Raw genomic sequence first — 13,985 nt, forward strand, 5'->3', positions numbered from 1 at the left:
GATGTCCCCCGATACCTACCTCTCGCACGGCGTCATCGATCCGGACGATTTCGGCGGCGTCGTCAATCCGCCGGTTTTCCATGCGTCGACCGTGACGTTTCGCAATCTCGACGACATGGAAGCGCGCGGGCACGCCATGTCGGGCGCCGACACGGATGTCATGTGGTACGGCCGCAAAGGCACGCCAACCACCTTCGCGTTGCAGAATGCCTTGGCGCAACTCGAAGGCGGGCACCGTTCGCTGCTGGTGTCGTCGGGCCTGGCGGCGTGTACGAGCGCGATCATGGCGTTCGTCAAAGCCGGCGATCACATCCTGGTGAGCGACAGCGTCTATGGCCCGACGCGCCACTATGTCGAAACGGTACTGGGCCGCTGCAACGTGTCAGCGACGTTCTACGACCCCACGCTTGGGTCCGACATCGCGGCCTTGTTCCGTCCGGCCACGACCCTCGTGTTCGCCGAGTCACCGGGTTCGCAGACGTTCGAAATGCAGGACGTTCCTGCCATTGCGAAGGTCGCACACCGGCATGGCGCGGTCGTCGTCATGGACAACACGTGGGCCACGCCCTTGTTCTTCAAGCCATTCGAACACGGCGTGGATGTCTCCGTGCATGCCGGGACGAAATACATCGTTGGGCATTCGGACGCTTTGATGGGTGTGATCACGACCAACCGTGAGTCATGGAACACGGTGCGCGACTATGTCTTCGCCACTGGTCAGCACGCAGGCCCGGACGACGTTTATCTCGCGCAGCGGGGCTTGCGGACGATGGCCGTGCGCCTTGAGCGGCATCAGCGTAGCGGACTGGCCATTGCCGATTGGCTGGCGCGCCGCCCGGAGGTGGCCCAGGTGTTGCACCCTGGGCTCCCTGGTGCGCCGGGCCACGCACTCTGGCGTCGGGATTTCACGGGGGCTTCAGGATTGTTCAGCGTCGTACTCAAGCCCGGATACGGGCGTGAGGCGTTCCGCGCCTTCATCGACGACCTGAAGCTGTTCCGCCTGGGCTTTTCCTGGGGCGGATTCGAGAGTCTCGTGATGCCCTTCGATCCCAAGGAGGAGCGCCCCGCAGCCGCCTGGCCGTATGCCGGCCAGGCATTTCGATTGCACGTGGGCCTTGAGGCCAAGGAGGATTTGATCGCCGATCTCGAAGACGCGTTCCACCGACTTGTCGGGCAATAGCGTTGCCCTTCAAAAAAATATCGATTCCTACATTGGAGACAAGGCATGAAATCCCTGAAGTTGCTGTTGCAAAGCGCGTGCATCGCGACCCTCCTGAATGTCACGGCGCCCGCCGTGCACGCTGAAGATCTGCTGGATTCGGTCAAAGTCAGCGGTGTCCTGAAAGTCGGCATGGAGGGCACTTACCCACCCTTTGGCTATCGCAATGGCGACGGTCAGCTCGACGGCTTTGACGTGGCCGTGGCCAAAGCCGTGGCCGACAAGATGGGGCTCAAGGTCCAGTTCATCACCACCGAGTGGAGTGGCATCATTGCCGGCCTGCAAGCCGGCAAGTTCGACGTCATCGTCAACCAGGTGGGCATCACGCCGGCGCGCCGCCAGGCTCTGGATTTTACCCAGCCATACGTCTATTCCGCGGTCCAGGTACTTCAGCGCAGCAATGACAAGCGCGAGTTCAATTCGCTTGAAGAACTGAAGGGAAAATCCGTCGGCGTCACCCTGGGCAGCAATTATGCCGAACTGGCGAAATCTGTGCCGGGTATCCTGGTGCAAACCTATCCGGGTACGTCGGAAAACCTGCGTGACCTAGCGGCCGGGCGCATCGATGCCGCCCTCAATGACCGCCTGATGCTGCCGTACCTGATCAAGAACTCCAAGATGCCGCTACGCACCGGCGCGCTGCTCGCTGGCACGAAGCTTGAGATGGGCATCCCGTTCCGCAAAGGCAATCCCAAGTTTGCCAAAGCCATTGACGACGCACTGAACGCGTTGCAGCAGGATGGCACATTGCGCAAGCTGTCCATCGAGTGGTTGGCTACCGACGCCAGCAGACCCATCGCCCAGTAATCGCTGCCACGCCGGCCGGCTCGCTCCATCGCTGCAGGCATGGGCCCGGCCGGCCACGCGGCCACTGCTACGGATTGAATCATGGAATCTCTTGATCTAGTTATTCATGCATCGCCTGTACTCCTGCACGGAGCGGCGATCACCGTGAAATTTGCCTTGGCGTCGATGGTGTTCGGCCTGCTGGTCGGGATCGTGGTCGCCATCATGGGTATCAGCACCAGTCCAATCCTTGGCGGCATTGCCCGCACCTATGTCAGTGTCATTCGCGGCACTCCGCTGCTGGTGCAGATGTTTGTCGTCTACTATGGCCTGCCAGACCTCGGCATTTCCCTGGATCCCACCAGCGCCGGCATTCTTACCCTCACGGCCAATGCCGGCGCGTACCTGTCGGAAAGCATGCGCGGCGCGATTCTCGGTATCGGCAGAGGGCAATGGAGCGCAGCGCACAGCCTCGGGCTGAGCCATCTGCAGACGCTGCGTTACATCGTCTGCCCGCAGGCCTTGCGGCTTGCCGTGCCAAGCCTCGGCAACACGCTAATCAGCCTGATCAAGGATACGTCGCTGGTGTCCGTCATCACCGTGACAGAGTTGCTCAGGTCGTCCCAGGAAATCATCGCATCAACGTTCCAGCCGCTTCCCTTGTATCTGTCGGTAGCAGCGATCTACTGGCTGTTCAGCACCGGATTGTCATGGGTGCAGCGTCGCCTCGAGGCGCGTCTGACACTGCCAGTGACGCGTTGATTTAACTGGTCGGAACCCCGAAGAAAGCAATCTGCAAGTAGGAGACAAAACAATGATCGCGCTCGAAGGCGTATCGAAGTGGTACGGTCAGTTCAAGGTGCTTGATGCGTGCAGCACCCAGGTAGAAAAAGGCGAGGTCGTGGTCATCTGCGGCCCTTCCGGATCAGGAAAATCCACGCTGATAAAAACGGTCAACGGCCTCGAGCCGTTTCAGCAGGGCCGGATCAGTGTGGACGGTGTGATGGTCGGCGATCCGAAGATCAAGCTCGCCCAGTTGCGTGCGCGGGTTGGCATGGTGTTTCAGCATTTTGAGCTGTTCCCGCATCTGTCCATTCTCGACAACCTGTCCCTGGCGCAGGTCAAAGTGTTGAAACGCCGCAAAGAGGAGGCACAGGAGAACGGAATGCGGCTGCTCGAGCGCGTCGGCCTGAAAGCGCATGCGCGGAAATACCCCGGGCAGCTTTCGGGCGGGCAACAACAACGCGTTGCGATTGCGCGCGCGCTGTCGATGGATCCGATCGCCATGCTGTTCGACGAACCGACATCGGCGCTCGATCCCGAAATGATCAATGAGGTGCTGGACGTCATGGTCGAACTCGCACGCGAGGGCATGACGATGATCTGCGTCACCCATGAAATGGGGTTCGCGAAAAAGGTCGCCAGCCGCGTGATTTTCATGGATGGCGGCGCCATTGTCGAAGATACCGGCAAGGAAGCCTTCTTCGGCGACCCGAAGTCGGCCCGGGCGAAGGAATTCCTCGCAAAGATTCTGCATTGACTCACACCACCTTGCATGAAGGCGGGGGAAGTCGAAGGCGATCAAGGTCCCCGCTGACAACGCCCGCCGCCGCCCCGTCTTGGTCCACCTCCCCCAAAGTCGAAATCATGAAGATCTCGGATCACCTTGCCTCCTTTTCCCGCCTCGATCTGGTCGGCGCGGCCACGCCCCTGCAAAAGCTTGATCGCCTGTCCGGGATGCTCGGGCGCGATATCTACATCAAGCGGGATGACACCACGCCACTTGCGTTTGGCGGAAACAAACTGCGCAAGCTTGAGTTCCTGGCGGCTGACGCCTTGCGCCAGGGCGCCGATACGCTGGTAACGGCCGGAGCCATACAGTCGAACCATGTCCGGCAGACGGCCGCGCTGGCGGCCCGTCTTGGGCTACGCTGCAGCGCTTTGCTGGAAAACCCGACCGGCACGGCAGACGGCGACTACCTGCACAGCGGCAACCGCCTGCTGCTCGATCTGTTCGACGCGCAGGCCGAGCCAGTTGCGAGTCTCGACAACGCCGACGCACAGTTGCAAGCCCTTGCGGAACGGCTGCGTAGCGAGGGGCACAGGCCCTATGTCATTCCAATCGGCGGGTCCAATCCGCTGGGGGCATTGGGGTATGTACGTGCCGGCCTGGAGTTGGCCCAGCAAGCCGAAGCGATGGGTCTTGCATTCTCGGCGGTCGTGCTAGCGTCCGGCAGTGCCGGAACCCATGGCGGGCTTGCGTTAGCGCTCGCACACGCGATGCCGGATACACCGGTCGTCGGCGTTACCGTGTCGCGCAGCGTCGCGGCGCAAACGCCGAAGGTGGCTGGGCTGATCGAAGGTACTGCTGCGCTGCTCGATGTCGAGGTGCCGGCAGGGCTGAAAGTCGAGCTGTGGGACGAGTACTTCGCGCCTCGCTATGGTGAACCCAACCAGGCTGGGCTGGAGGCCATCCGCATCCTGGCCGGTACCGAAGGGGTGTTGCTCGATCCCGTTTATACGGGGAAGGCGATGGCCGGCCTGCTCGATGGTGTCGCGCGCCGGCGCTTTACCGGCGATGGCCCGGTGTTGTTCCTGCATACCGGAGGTGCGCCGGCGTTGTTTGCGTATCGCAATGCAATCGACATGGAAATACGGACAGCGGCTACGACGATCCCAACGACGTCTGCGTTCTGATCGATGGCACACTAGATCTCGTCGGGGCGCTGTTACGTTGAAGGTAACGGGCCGCAACATCGGTAGGCGGCGTCGCTACTCATGAGAAACAATTAGGGCAGCACGGTTTTTCAAGCTAGCTGAGCGGCTGGGGTGATCTGGAAACCGAGGGCAGTCGCGCGACGCCGGAGCGCGGCGATGGCGCGTTGGCGCTGCTGTTCTTCGTAGTGCTGCTGGCCCCGGTCGACGAAGGCCTCACCGCGGGTCAGCATGAAGTACACCATGCGCGCGAGCTGATTCCAAATACCATGGAACTGATTCGATTTACGAGCAGCTATCCAGCCAAGCTTTCCGAATTTCTTCAATCTCACCCCGACCTGTTAGAGAAGACTCTCACGGCGAGTACCTACGAAGATATCGTGTCCAGTACCGGTTCAAGGTCTGCCCTGTTTGGCGATCGGCGTTGACACAGCAAGTTTTCTTAAGGAATCTATTCAAGGAGTCACATGACCGCAACAAAAGCGTGCCCGATTGTTTTGCGCAGTCGTCACGGTATCGTACATATCCTCGCATTCAAGCATCCCGCCGCAGGCTACCAGTTGGTAAAGGGCACCATTGAGCAGGGTGAGTCTCCGCCGGAGGCGGCAATTCGCGAGCTCTGTGAAGAGTCAGGGATTTGCGACGCTCACGTGGTTTCAGATCTCGGTCTTTGGAACGCTTCCTATCAGGAACAAATCTGGTCTTTCCAACTGTGCGAGTCAGGGGCGAAATTGCGTGACGAGTGGACCTTCGAGACTAGCGACGACGGCGGCCACATGTTTGAATTTTATTGGCACCCGCTGCAGCGGGACTTTCCCGAACTATGCCACCCCCTCTTTCAATCGGCTTTACGCGAGATTCGTGTGCGAATCGGAACGCTAACTACGTCGGCGTGAGTGGTCCGCATACCCGCATGACGAAGGTGCTGTCCTCGATTCCGCAGTTGTAAATAACCTCTACTAATGTCCGCTGTTCAGAAAGCGGAATGTCCCTTTAGAGCCTTTAGGGTCGGACAGCGACCATGCAGAGGAGCGCAGACTTGACCTCCCGTCGCTTGAAAGGCGATGGTCATGGAGACGCAGAACTCCCCTGCCGCTCGTCGCATGCCTTGGAACAGGTACGCGAATACCTGAGCGGCACGGCGGACGAAGCGGAGGTCGTAGCGCAGGAACTGCAGGCACAGCCGGACGGCATCCACTCGGTGCCTTCGGTCGTCATTGGCAAGCATCGCGTGAGCGGCGGTCAACCACCTGAGTATTTCACCAGGGTGTTGCAGGCCGCGGCCGCCAAAGCCGGGAATGTGTGAATGGCTGCCGGGGTCTCCTGTCTGCGCCAAACGTGGCCGATGCAGCACCTCTGTGGCCGGAGAGTTGCAGCCGATCTCGCCAATGCGCCGGGACAACGCTTCGGAAGCTGGTCAGCGGAGTGTCGACGAATCCACAAATATGCCCGCAACTAGTGCTTACCCCAGAACACTCCAGCGAATCCGAAGGTATCATGGCCTCTTTGCAAACGTTTGCAATACTAAGGTAACCGCCTCATGGGTAAGTCCTCATACATAGCGCATCCGTGGCCACCCGCCAGCCCTGCCGCGCATTGGCATCGCAGGTGCGTGCGGTCCGCTCCGGGCGCTTGGAGCCGGCATACATGGCCTGTATGCCGGCTCGTGAGGCTTGCTAGGCGAGGGGTGCCGAAGCGCGGATCGCGCTCAAAGCCGCTCGATAAACCAGTCGCAGATCAAGCTCAGGGCAGGTTCTGGCCGGTCGAGCTGGACATGCGCGGCGCCGCCTTCTGCTTCGGTATAGACGCGCAGCTCCTTGTGGCGGGAGCTCGCCTCGGCGAACAATTCCTGCGCCTCGATGAGTGGCGTTTGCCGGTCGTGTTCGCCATGAACGATCAGGAAGTCGCAAGTAATGTTGGAGGCGACCCCCTTCAGGCGAAACTTCTCAAGCTTCTCGAAGGCCTGGTCCCAGGTCTGCACGCCCATGATCCGGAGGAAATGCTTGCCGGTGGTGCCCAGCGCGGCATTGGCATCGAGTTGCTGGATGCCGGCGCCCTTTTCATATCCGACACGGCGCTGCCAGCAAGCGTAGTAGTCATAGATGGCCGCCCATGCCACGCAAGCCTTGATCCGCTTCTCGAAGCAAACGGCGCGCGGAGCGTAGTAGCCTCCCATCGAGGCCGCCATCAACCCGATGCGATCCGCGTCCACATCGTCCCTGCCCGATACATAGTCGACCACTGCCGACAGGGCCACTTCGGAGTCATGCCGCGCTACGAGACCCTTCACCCGAAGGGTGGCGCCCTGACCCGGGCCGTCAAAGCCAAGGCAATTGATGCCGCGCGCAGCGAGCGCACGTGCAACGTAGAACATTTCCTCCTTGGTGCCGTCGAGGCCGTCGTGCAACAACACCGTGGGCGCCCGACCGGTCACGTTCTGGGCTTTGACGAAGTATGCCGTGATAGCCGAATTCTCGAACGGAATATCAAGAATCTCGACCTGCGGGGAACTAAGCTCGGCAAATTCCCTGAAACAATCAAGATGCTTGCCATAATAAATTGGCGCACGTGCATCGTCCGGATCCAGGAACGCTTCCGTCCATTGGTAGTACTGCGCGGCGCGGAAATAAGCCTCCCGCGCGGTGACCGAGTGCCCCTTGCCCGCCGCATCCCGCGCTACGCCTTCGACTTGTTCGGAAAGCGTGTGCCACGCCTTGTGCCACGCCTCGGTATCACCCGCGGCACCGGCTTTCGAAGCTTCGTGCAGATTGCGGCAGACCCAATCTATCTCTCCAAAGATGCCACCGCCCGCCATGCAGCGCAGCACCGAGAGCGACCACATATAGTTGCCGGGAAAATACTGAAACATAGTTCCTCCAATTAATAACGCATTTTTAAATACCGCACAATCCGTAATGCTCTATCTATTTAACAGCATTACTATTTCCGTCTTGCCCAGGAATCGCTTCGACGGTTAAACTTTAAACGCACACTAAATTATCAGCATAACCAAAGCATCCCCCCGGTTACCCAATCGTCCCAAGATGGCGAAGGCACACCAACGAGGATTCAGGAGACACATCAATGGCCAAGGACCGGCTCATTCGCATCGTTCATGGCAGTTTCGGACGCGCCACGCTTCATCTGATCGAAGAGGCGCTTGTCGCACACGCTCACGCCGAGTTTCATCTGATTTTCAAGCTGGGCGGCTCGGACGCTCTCTTCAAGGTGGACGACAGCACGGTCACGGTGTCTGACGACCGCGCACTGCTGATCAATCCATGGTCGACACACGCCAAACTGGATCAAGGCCCCGAACGGTCCCTCCTGCTGGCGCTCCTGCTCGACCCCGGCTGGCTTGGAACCACCCTGGATATTGAGAACGCAGCAACCGGTCTGCAGTTCAGGGAGCTCGCCGCTGGAGTGGATGGCGAGATAGCGACGGCACTCGCCGCGCTCAGCGGCTGCCTCACGCACGGTGAAACCAATGCGACCACAAGCTGCGAGGAGGCCGTGGCCCAACTGGTAAGAGCAATCTCGGCACGATATGCCAAGCTTCGTTCCATGACCGAGATCCTGGCCACATCAAAGCCGCTTGACTATCGAATCAAACGCGCGGCGGAGTTCATTCGGAACCATGCATGGGAGAACCCGAATGTAGAAACCGTGGCGAATGCAGTGGGCATGTCGCGAAGCCGTCTGTTTGATCAGTTCAAGGCTTGCATGGGGATCTCGCCCCAGCAGTACCTCGACTGGGTTCGCGTGGGCCTTGCCACCCGGCTGCTGACAGAGCGTCACACGAGCATCGGCGAAGTTTCGCACCAGCTGGGCTTTAGCGCACAAAGCCACTTCACGCGCTTCTTCGTCCAGCATCTGGGGATCAGCCCGTCGGAATTCCGTCGTACGGGCATAGTCGCTGGCGTGCAGTCCGGGCAGTAGTGCGCGCCAGCCATCTGCAACAGGCTGTCAGGATCGCAGTGAATCCGAGATCTTCTGCCTGATTCGGGGTTCGAACACTGATTTCGGAAGCATCCCATGCACGGTCTTGGCCGGGATGGAAGTGTAATTGCTAGCCGTCTGGTTCGAATACTGGGTAATCCGGAAGTTCGCGGCGATACTGGCGAGCGAGTAGACATCCTGCGTGTCCATGCCGGAAGCTTCGCTCAACCAGCTGATCATGTGTCGCAAACACGCCGTCAGGGCATCATCCAGGTTCTTGCCGAATCCCAACGCAATCCAATGTGAAGGCGTCTCTGCCATTGGCAGGGCGAGGGCATTTCGCTTGTGCAGAAAGTATTGGATCTGCATGTCCTCCATCGCGGTTTCAATCGCAGTCTGATTGACTACGCCATCGCCTTGCGCCGCATGAGAGTCTCCTGTCCAGACCATCCCGCCCGGGCGCTGCACCGGCAAAAACAACGAGGTTCCCTCGACGAGTTCTCGCAACACCAGGTTGCCGCCATACGGTCCGCTGAGGATACCGCTGACGGGCTCGTCTGAAGCGGGCTGGACTGCCATGACGCCTTGAAACGGGGCGAGCCTGATACGAATGCCCGGCGCGAATTCTGTGTACTTGCGCGACTCGTCAAACTCAAAGTAGCGCAGGTATGGTTTGCTAAAGTCGTTCGGCAGCGCGCCTACCCCTTTGGGCGCCGAGTTCCAGCCCCACCCAATCGGGCGCAACCGGACCATGTGACATTCAATCACGTCTCCAGGCATGGCCCCCTTGACTTCGACCGGACCAATGTTCGAGTAGGGTCCTTGCGGAAACCGCTTGCGCACGGGTTCCCGCTCCTCAAAGCTCATGCCGTACCTGGCGCCATTGGCCCAGTTCACCCAGGTATTCGGGTATGCGACCAGATCACCCGATTCGACTGTTGCTACTGGCGCGACCTTCGGATCCAGTATGCCGACTCTCACGGTCTCCGATGTCGAAACGATACGATGAATCCTGCCTGGCTTGCGTACCGGAAGTGGGGAACCAACCGCATTGTCCGCCAACGCATTTCCCTCGGGCGGCGCTGTGACGGATGCCTGGGCCATTGTCTTTGCCGATCCCACACCGATTCCTGCGACGGCTGCCGCCTTCAGTAGTTGCCTTCTGTCGATCAACATCTTTTGTGCTCCTCCTTCTGAGAATCTGAATCTCTGGTTTTCACCTGATCGCCGGCTTTCCGGCTCATTGAAGTTGCGCGACGTACTGAGCAACAGCCTCGATCTCTCCATCGCTCATCAATGGCACGATCAGGCTCATCAACTTCCCCGGTCCGCCTCGCAAGCCCGTCCTCCATGCATGCAGCTGCTTCTCCACGTACTCGGATTGCTGACCACCGATCCTCGGAAAATCGGGAGCAATACCCTCACCGCCGGGCCGATGGCAAGAGACACACGCCGGCAATCCATTTGCTGGATTACCCTTCCAATAGATCACGCGACCAGGCTCGACCAGGTCCGCTGAGACTGGTTGGCTTCGTGCTGGCGGCCGATGACTGAAATAGCGGGCGAGATTCTGCATTTCATTGTCATTAAAGGGTTCCATCACTGCGCGCATCACTTCGTTGTTACGTAGCGGCTTCTCACCAGCGGTCCCCTTGAATTGCCGCATCTGCTTAAGCAGATAGTCCGCATTCTGTCCCGCGAGGCTGGGATACGCCCCTTGGTTGCTTTGACCGCCGACGCCGTGGCACGCCGCACATACCTGCTCTGCAACACGCCGTGCATCCGACAGGTCCCGTGCTCCGGATTCAGGTTCACCCCGGGCCTGTGAGATGAGCACAAGCAAGGCCGCGATCAAGGCAGCGTGGGTTCGGCGTGTCGGACGGCGTCTCACAATGATGTCCCCTCGGAAGATTGACTGGCTCAATTCAGATAGGCGCCCGTTTTGGCGACAATTCCCCTGGCGCGCTCGGTCTCGCTGGACAAGCGACTGGATAAGGCGTTGGAGCCAGACTGGCTGAAAGTGATGTCCACACTCAGTTCAGCCATGTATTTGCGAACTTCAGGATCATTCATGACGTTCCTGGTTGCTTCGCGCAACCGTTCTATGACCGGCGCGGGAGTACCCTTGGGCGCGAACAATCCATACCAGACCGTGATGTCGTAACCCGGGATGGCTTCGGCAATCGTCGGCACATCAGGCATGGACTTCAGGCGACTTGGTGTCCCGACTGCGAGCAGCCGCAACTTGCCGGACTTCACATGCGGCATGTACTCCAGCAACGGGCCGGTTGCCAGATCAATGTGGCCTGCAATCATGTCATTGATGGTTGGACCGCTACCCTTGTACGGAATATTGGTGATGTCCACGCCAGCCATCGTCTTGATCATCTCGAGCGGGTAGCTCGTGGGTCCTCCGTAATTCACCTTGCCTGGATTTGCCTTGGCAAACGCAATCAGCTCGGGAACAGACTTGTATGGCGTGTGTGGATTGGTCACCAGTACCAGCGGAGATTCCCCAAGCGGGGCCACGGGTGTCAGATCACGCGTGACGTTATATGGAAGCTTCCTGTAGAAGGCGGCGTTGACCGCATGAATGCTGTTGAGAATTCCAATCGTCTGCCCGTCTGGTGCGGCTCGCACGATTGCCTCGGCACCGATGTTTCCACTTGCGCCGGGCCTGTTCTCAACCACGACGGGTTGGCCGAGCACATTCGACAACCGCTGCGCCAGCGTTCTGGCCAGCACGTCATTGATGCCGGCTGGAGGGAAGGGAACGATGAAGGTAACGGGCTTTGCAGGCTTCCAGCTTGCCGACGCAGGTTCGGCCGCTGATGCCGCGCTCTCACTGCCAGGCAGGACTCCGAGCATTGCGGCGGCCAGACTTGCAAGTATGGCTAGCCTGGCTGATGCCACCCGAAGCGCCGGGGTATTAAGACTCAACATATGATCATGTCTCCTTGATTTCGTGATGCCAGTACGCACCGGTTACGTCTTGCTCCCTACTTTACCGATCCGACGGAATGGCGTTTTCCTTACCGACTAGCCATTTACCAGGAAGTCCATCATTTTTGCCTGGCAGGCTGTCCCGGACATTTACCGAATCCTCCGCAAAATGCGTCGGGTGCGATCGCATGCAACGACTCCTGGTGCAGGATTGAGATCCGTCCATCAAGAAAGGGAAGACAAATGGATACGAAAGACCTCGTTTTAGTTGGCCATGGACCTATACATGTCATCGCCTTGCATGGCTGGTTTGGTCATGCGCGAAGCTGGGGACACTTTCCAGGTGAAATCGATGTGGAGACCTTCACCTATGCTTTCATCGACTATCGGGGCTATGGATCCCGTCGCGATCGTGAAGGCACCTTCAGCATTGGCGAAATTGCCAAGGACACGTTGGCCCTTGCAGATGGGCTTGGATGGGACCGCTTCGCATTGCTCGGCCATTCGATGGGTGGGAAGGCCATGCAGGCCGTCTCCGTCCTTGCCCCCGAGCGCATTACGGCAATGGTGGGTATCACACCTGTTCCACCGACACCTGTCGAGTTCGATGCTTCCACGCGAACGCTGTTCGAGAGCGCCGCCCGCAGCGTGGAAGCCAGAATCGGGATCATCGATACCACCACGGGTAACCGGCTTGGGCGGGCATGGCTCGCGCGAATGGCACAGGATTCCATCGAGCACTCCGAGGTCGCGGCGTTTGCCGCCTACTTTCAGGCATGGGCAGACACCGACCTGTCGGGGCGAATTGCGGGCATCGAAATTCCCACACTGGTGCTGGTCGGGGAACATGATCCGTCGCTGACCGCGGCGTTAATGGAAGAGACCTACGGCAGGTTGTTTCTGAATGCGGAAATCGAGGTCATTGGTAATGCGGGTCACTACCCCATGAACGAAGCGCCAGTCGATTTGGCCACGCGAGTCGAGGGCTTTCTTGCCGGTTTGGCTGGCAGGATCTGAGGCGAGAAGCGCCGGCCACTGAACGGCCGGCGACTTACCCGAAGACGGGATTCGCAACGTCTGCCCCTATGGGGTTTCCGTTGCACCGATCGCGGCGATGCCACGCCTGCCCGCCTCCTCGTCCATGTCTGACGGCCCCCCGCTGACGCCAACAGCACCAGCCAATTGACCGCCGATATAGATCCCGAGCGAGCCTTGCGACGGAAAAAGAGGACCACCATAGACGAGGGAACTCATCTGCCCGAAGACAATAGGATTGGCTCGATAGCGCTGGGCCAGTTCGGCACCAGATGCTCCGCCGGTGGCCGCTGTCGCCAACGCCTTGCCGCGAGCGACATCGAATGTCGCAAACGGGGCTCCGTCCATCCGCACGCCAGTCACGAAGTGGCCTGCGGCATCCACGACGACAATGCTGACGGGTGTCTTCTTCTGCCCGGCGAACTGCGCCGCGGCACTAACGAGATGACTGGCTGTTTCCAGGCCAAGTCCCTTTCCTTGTACTGCTTGCTCTGCGCAAGCCGGAAGGGAGCCGCACAGCTGCAATGCAGCCGCCACCAGCACTAGGTATCGCATCGTTCGTCTTCCCCAACGGGCAAGGCTGCAGAAGGGAGCAGCCGACCAGCATAAGAACTCGCAAAGGCCGAATGGGCGGCTGCAGGAGGTATCGCCCAGTCGGCCACGCCAGGGCAAACTATCGCCCCAGCTGCGAACAGTGTTTTATCAGATCGTCCAATCTTTGCATCAGAACAGTTGGCGCATGCCAAACATCACGCCCTGCGGGTTGGATGCACCAGCGGGTGAAACGTCATTGGGGAAGTTTGAGAACGTGTAGTTGGCCTGACCCTTGTTCCAGATCTTGCTGGCATTTGCGTATAGTGTCGTGCGCTTGGACAGATTATGTTGGTAGCCCAGGGATGCCTGGTCGCCCCGGTTCGACGTACCAACCGTGCGCTGCATGCCATACGCCAGCAGCACCAGCCCGCTTGGACCCACAGGTACGGAAACGCCGACATGGTAGCCGCGGTCCTTGATCGTAGCCTGCCCCGGATTCCAACGTGTTGCCTGACGCCCGTTGACGAATACCTTCAACCACGGGAACTCATACGTTCCCCCGATTGCACGCTCGTCCCGATCGGCATCCGCGACGCCGCCAATGCTGTAGGTTCTCTCATAGGCCAGGCCGAGCCAGAGCGGCCCTCTGCCATAGGTAAGTCCGACCGCCTTCAGCCAGTCAGCGTCGCGCGGTGGCGCGGTGCGCTCGGCCCCGAGCGAATAAATCAGACTAGCTTGAAAGCCCGCCAGCTCGGGGCTCTCATACCGGATGGAATTGTCGGCGCGGGCAGTAAGGCTACTGCCCGCGGGGCCG

15 protein-coding genes and 1 pseudogene are annotated in these 13,985 nt (G+C 59.6%); 9 read left to right on the plus strand and 7 right to left on the minus strand.

The genetic code is table 11. The features are described 5' to 3' along the window. Position 1: 1 nt before the first annotated feature. The 5 genes from metC (at position 2) to ACYP5B_RS12935 (ending at position 4,702) form a co-directional block, all read left to right on the plus strand. Positions 2-1,180 carry a cystathionine beta-lyase gene (gene metC / locus ACYP5B_RS12915; RefSeq protein ID WP_459569887.1) on the plus strand — a complete coding sequence of 393 codons (1,179 nt, stop codon included), beginning with the start codon at positions 2-4 and terminating at the stop codon, positions 1,178-1,180. 45 nt (positions 1,181-1,225) lie between these two features. After that, positions 1,226-2,026 (plus strand): transporter substrate-binding domain-containing protein, encoded by an 801-nt coding sequence (locus ACYP5B_RS12920; RefSeq protein ID WP_400097042.1) that lies wholly within the window; start codon positions 1,226-1,228, stop codon positions 2,024-2,026. Between the two features lie 81 nt (positions 2,027-2,107). Continuing rightward, positions 2,108-2,767, plus strand: a complete 660-nt coding sequence (locus ACYP5B_RS12925; protein ID WP_459569888.1) for an amino acid ABC transporter permease — start codon at positions 2,108-2,110, stop codon at positions 2,765-2,767. Between the two features lie 52 nt (positions 2,768-2,819). Next, positions 2,820-3,545: an amino acid ABC transporter ATP-binding protein gene (locus ACYP5B_RS12930; protein WP_318235145.1), complete on the plus strand. Its 726-nt coding sequence runs from the start codon at positions 2,820-2,822 to the stop codon at positions 3,543-3,545. A gap of 107 nt (positions 3,546-3,652) precedes the next feature. After that, the gene (locus ACYP5B_RS12935) at positions 3,653-4,702 is read left to right on the plus strand and encodes a D-cysteine desulfhydrase (RefSeq protein ID WP_400097038.1); all 1,050 of its coding nucleotides are present in this window, start codon (positions 3,653-3,655) and stop codon (positions 4,700-4,702) included. 110 nt (positions 4,703-4,812) lie between these two features. On the opposite strand, the pseudogene ACYP5B_RS12940 reads toward ACYP5B_RS12935, so the two are convergent. Next, positions 4,813-4,980, minus strand: a pseudogene (locus ACYP5B_RS12940) (IS110 family transposase); the annotation flags it as partial. Positions 4,981-5,187: 207 nt separating this feature from the next. Between ACYP5B_RS12940 and ACYP5B_RS12945 the strand changes: the two are divergent. Both ACYP5B_RS12945 and ACYP5B_RS12950 read left to right on the plus strand, forming a co-directional pair. Then, positions 5,188-5,616: an NUDIX hydrolase gene (locus ACYP5B_RS12945; protein WP_459569889.1), complete on the plus strand. Its 429-nt coding sequence runs from the start codon at positions 5,188-5,190 to the stop codon at positions 5,614-5,616. Positions 5,617-5,759: 143 nt separating this feature from the next. Further along, on the plus strand, positions 5,760-6,026 hold the full coding sequence (locus tag ACYP5B_RS12950) for a hypothetical protein (protein WP_459569890.1): 267 nt from the start codon (positions 5,760-5,762) through the stop codon (positions 6,024-6,026). A 402-nt stretch (positions 6,027-6,428) separates the two neighbouring features. Here ACYP5B_RS12950 and ACYP5B_RS12955 read toward each other — a convergent pair whose 3' ends face one another. Further along, complete coding sequence (locus ACYP5B_RS12955) at positions 6,429-7,589, minus strand: alpha/beta hydrolase family protein (protein WP_318235141.1); 1,161 nt, start codon at positions 7,587-7,589, stop codon at positions 6,429-6,431. 215 nt (positions 7,590-7,804) lie between these two features. On the opposite strand from ACYP5B_RS12955, the gene ACYP5B_RS12960 reads away from it, so the two are divergent. Further along, the gene (locus ACYP5B_RS12960) at positions 7,805-8,659 is read left to right on the plus strand and encodes a helix-turn-helix transcriptional regulator (protein WP_400097033.1); all 855 of its coding nucleotides are present in this window, start codon (positions 7,805-7,807) and stop codon (positions 8,657-8,659) included. A gap of 27 nt (positions 8,660-8,686) precedes the next feature. Here ACYP5B_RS12960 and ACYP5B_RS12965 read toward each other — a convergent pair whose 3' ends face one another. The 3 genes from ACYP5B_RS12965 to ACYP5B_RS12975 all read right to left on the minus strand — a co-directional run bounded on the left by ACYP5B_RS12965 (position 8,687) and on the right by ACYP5B_RS12975 (position 11,602). After that, the gene (locus tag ACYP5B_RS12965) at positions 8,687-9,835 is read right to left on the minus strand and encodes an acetamidase/formamidase family protein (protein ID WP_400097032.1); all 1,149 of its coding nucleotides are present in this window, start codon (positions 9,833-9,835) and stop codon (positions 8,687-8,689) included. Between the two features lie 64 nt (positions 9,836-9,899). Continuing rightward, positions 9,900-10,496 (minus strand): c-type cytochrome, encoded by a 597-nt coding sequence (locus ACYP5B_RS12970; protein WP_459569896.1) that lies wholly within the window; start codon positions 10,494-10,496, stop codon positions 9,900-9,902. 83 nt (positions 10,497-10,579) lie between these two features. After that, positions 10,580-11,602, minus strand: a complete 1,023-nt coding sequence (locus ACYP5B_RS12975) for a Bug family tripartite tricarboxylate transporter substrate binding protein (RefSeq protein ID WP_459569891.1) — start codon at positions 11,600-11,602, stop codon at positions 10,580-10,582. A gap of 243 nt (positions 11,603-11,845) precedes the next feature. Between ACYP5B_RS12975 and ACYP5B_RS12980 the strand changes: the two genes are divergently transcribed. Then, a complete protein-coding gene (locus ACYP5B_RS12980; protein ID WP_459569892.1) occupies positions 11,846-12,619 on the plus strand; it encodes an alpha/beta fold hydrolase in 774 nt (257 codons plus the stop codon). Between the two features lie 66 nt (positions 12,620-12,685). On the opposite strand, the gene ACYP5B_RS12985 is transcribed toward ACYP5B_RS12980, so the two are convergent. Further along, positions 12,686-13,192 carry a GlcG/HbpS family heme-binding protein gene (locus ACYP5B_RS12985; protein WP_400097027.1) on the minus strand — a complete coding sequence of 169 codons (507 nt, stop codon included), beginning with the start codon at positions 13,190-13,192 and terminating at the stop codon, positions 12,686-12,688. A 168-nt stretch (positions 13,193-13,360) separates the two neighbouring features. Beyond that, positions 13,361-13,985: porin (locus ACYP5B_RS12990; RefSeq protein WP_459569893.1), on the minus strand; the 625-nt coding region annotated here is incomplete at its 5' end.

This window comes from Cupriavidus sp. 8B (assembly GCF_054589115.1).

What these genes read in the sequence shown, in the direction of transcription:
- ACYP5B_RS12955 (WP_318235141.1), bottom strand. Translation starts at nt 7,589, where the DNA reads ATGTTTCAGTATTTTCCCGGCAACTATATGTGGTCGCTCTCGGTGCTG.
- ACYP5B_RS12930 (WP_318235145.1), top strand. Translation starts at nt 2,820, where the DNA reads ATGATCGCGCTCGAAGGCGTATCGAAGTGGTACGGTCAGTTCAAGGTG.
- ACYP5B_RS12965 (WP_400097032.1), bottom strand. Translation starts at nt 9,835, where the DNA reads ATGTTGATCGACAGAAGGCAACTACTGAAGGCGGCAGCCGTCGCAGGA.
- ACYP5B_RS12975 (WP_459569891.1), bottom strand. Translation starts at nt 11,602, where the DNA reads ATGTTGAGTCTTAATACCCCGGCGCTTCGGGTGGCATCAGCCAGGCTA.
- ACYP5B_RS12920 (WP_400097042.1), top strand. Translation starts at nt 1,226, where the DNA reads ATGAAATCCCTGAAGTTGCTGTTGCAAAGCGCGTGCATCGCGACCCTC.
- ACYP5B_RS12985 (WP_400097027.1), bottom strand. Translation starts at nt 13,192, where the DNA reads ATGCGATACCTAGTGCTGGTGGCGGCTGCATTGCAGCTGTGCGGCTCC.
- ACYP5B_RS12925 (WP_459569888.1), top strand. Translation starts at nt 2,108, where the DNA reads ATGGAATCTCTTGATCTAGTTATTCATGCATCGCCTGTACTCCTGCAC.
- metC (WP_459569887.1), top strand. Translation starts at nt 2, where the DNA reads ATGTCCCCCGATACCTACCTCTCGCACGGCGTCATCGATCCGGACGAT.
- ACYP5B_RS12945 (WP_459569889.1), top strand. Translation starts at nt 5,188, where the DNA reads ATGACCGCAACAAAAGCGTGCCCGATTGTTTTGCGCAGTCGTCACGGT.
- ACYP5B_RS12980 (WP_459569892.1), top strand. Translation starts at nt 11,846, where the DNA reads ATGGATACGAAAGACCTCGTTTTAGTTGGCCATGGACCTATACATGTC.
- ACYP5B_RS12960 (WP_400097033.1), top strand. Translation starts at nt 7,805, where the DNA reads ATGGCCAAGGACCGGCTCATTCGCATCGTTCATGGCAGTTTCGGACGC.
- ACYP5B_RS12935 (WP_400097038.1), top strand. Translation starts at nt 3,653, where the DNA reads ATGAAGATCTCGGATCACCTTGCCTCCTTTTCCCGCCTCGATCTGGTC.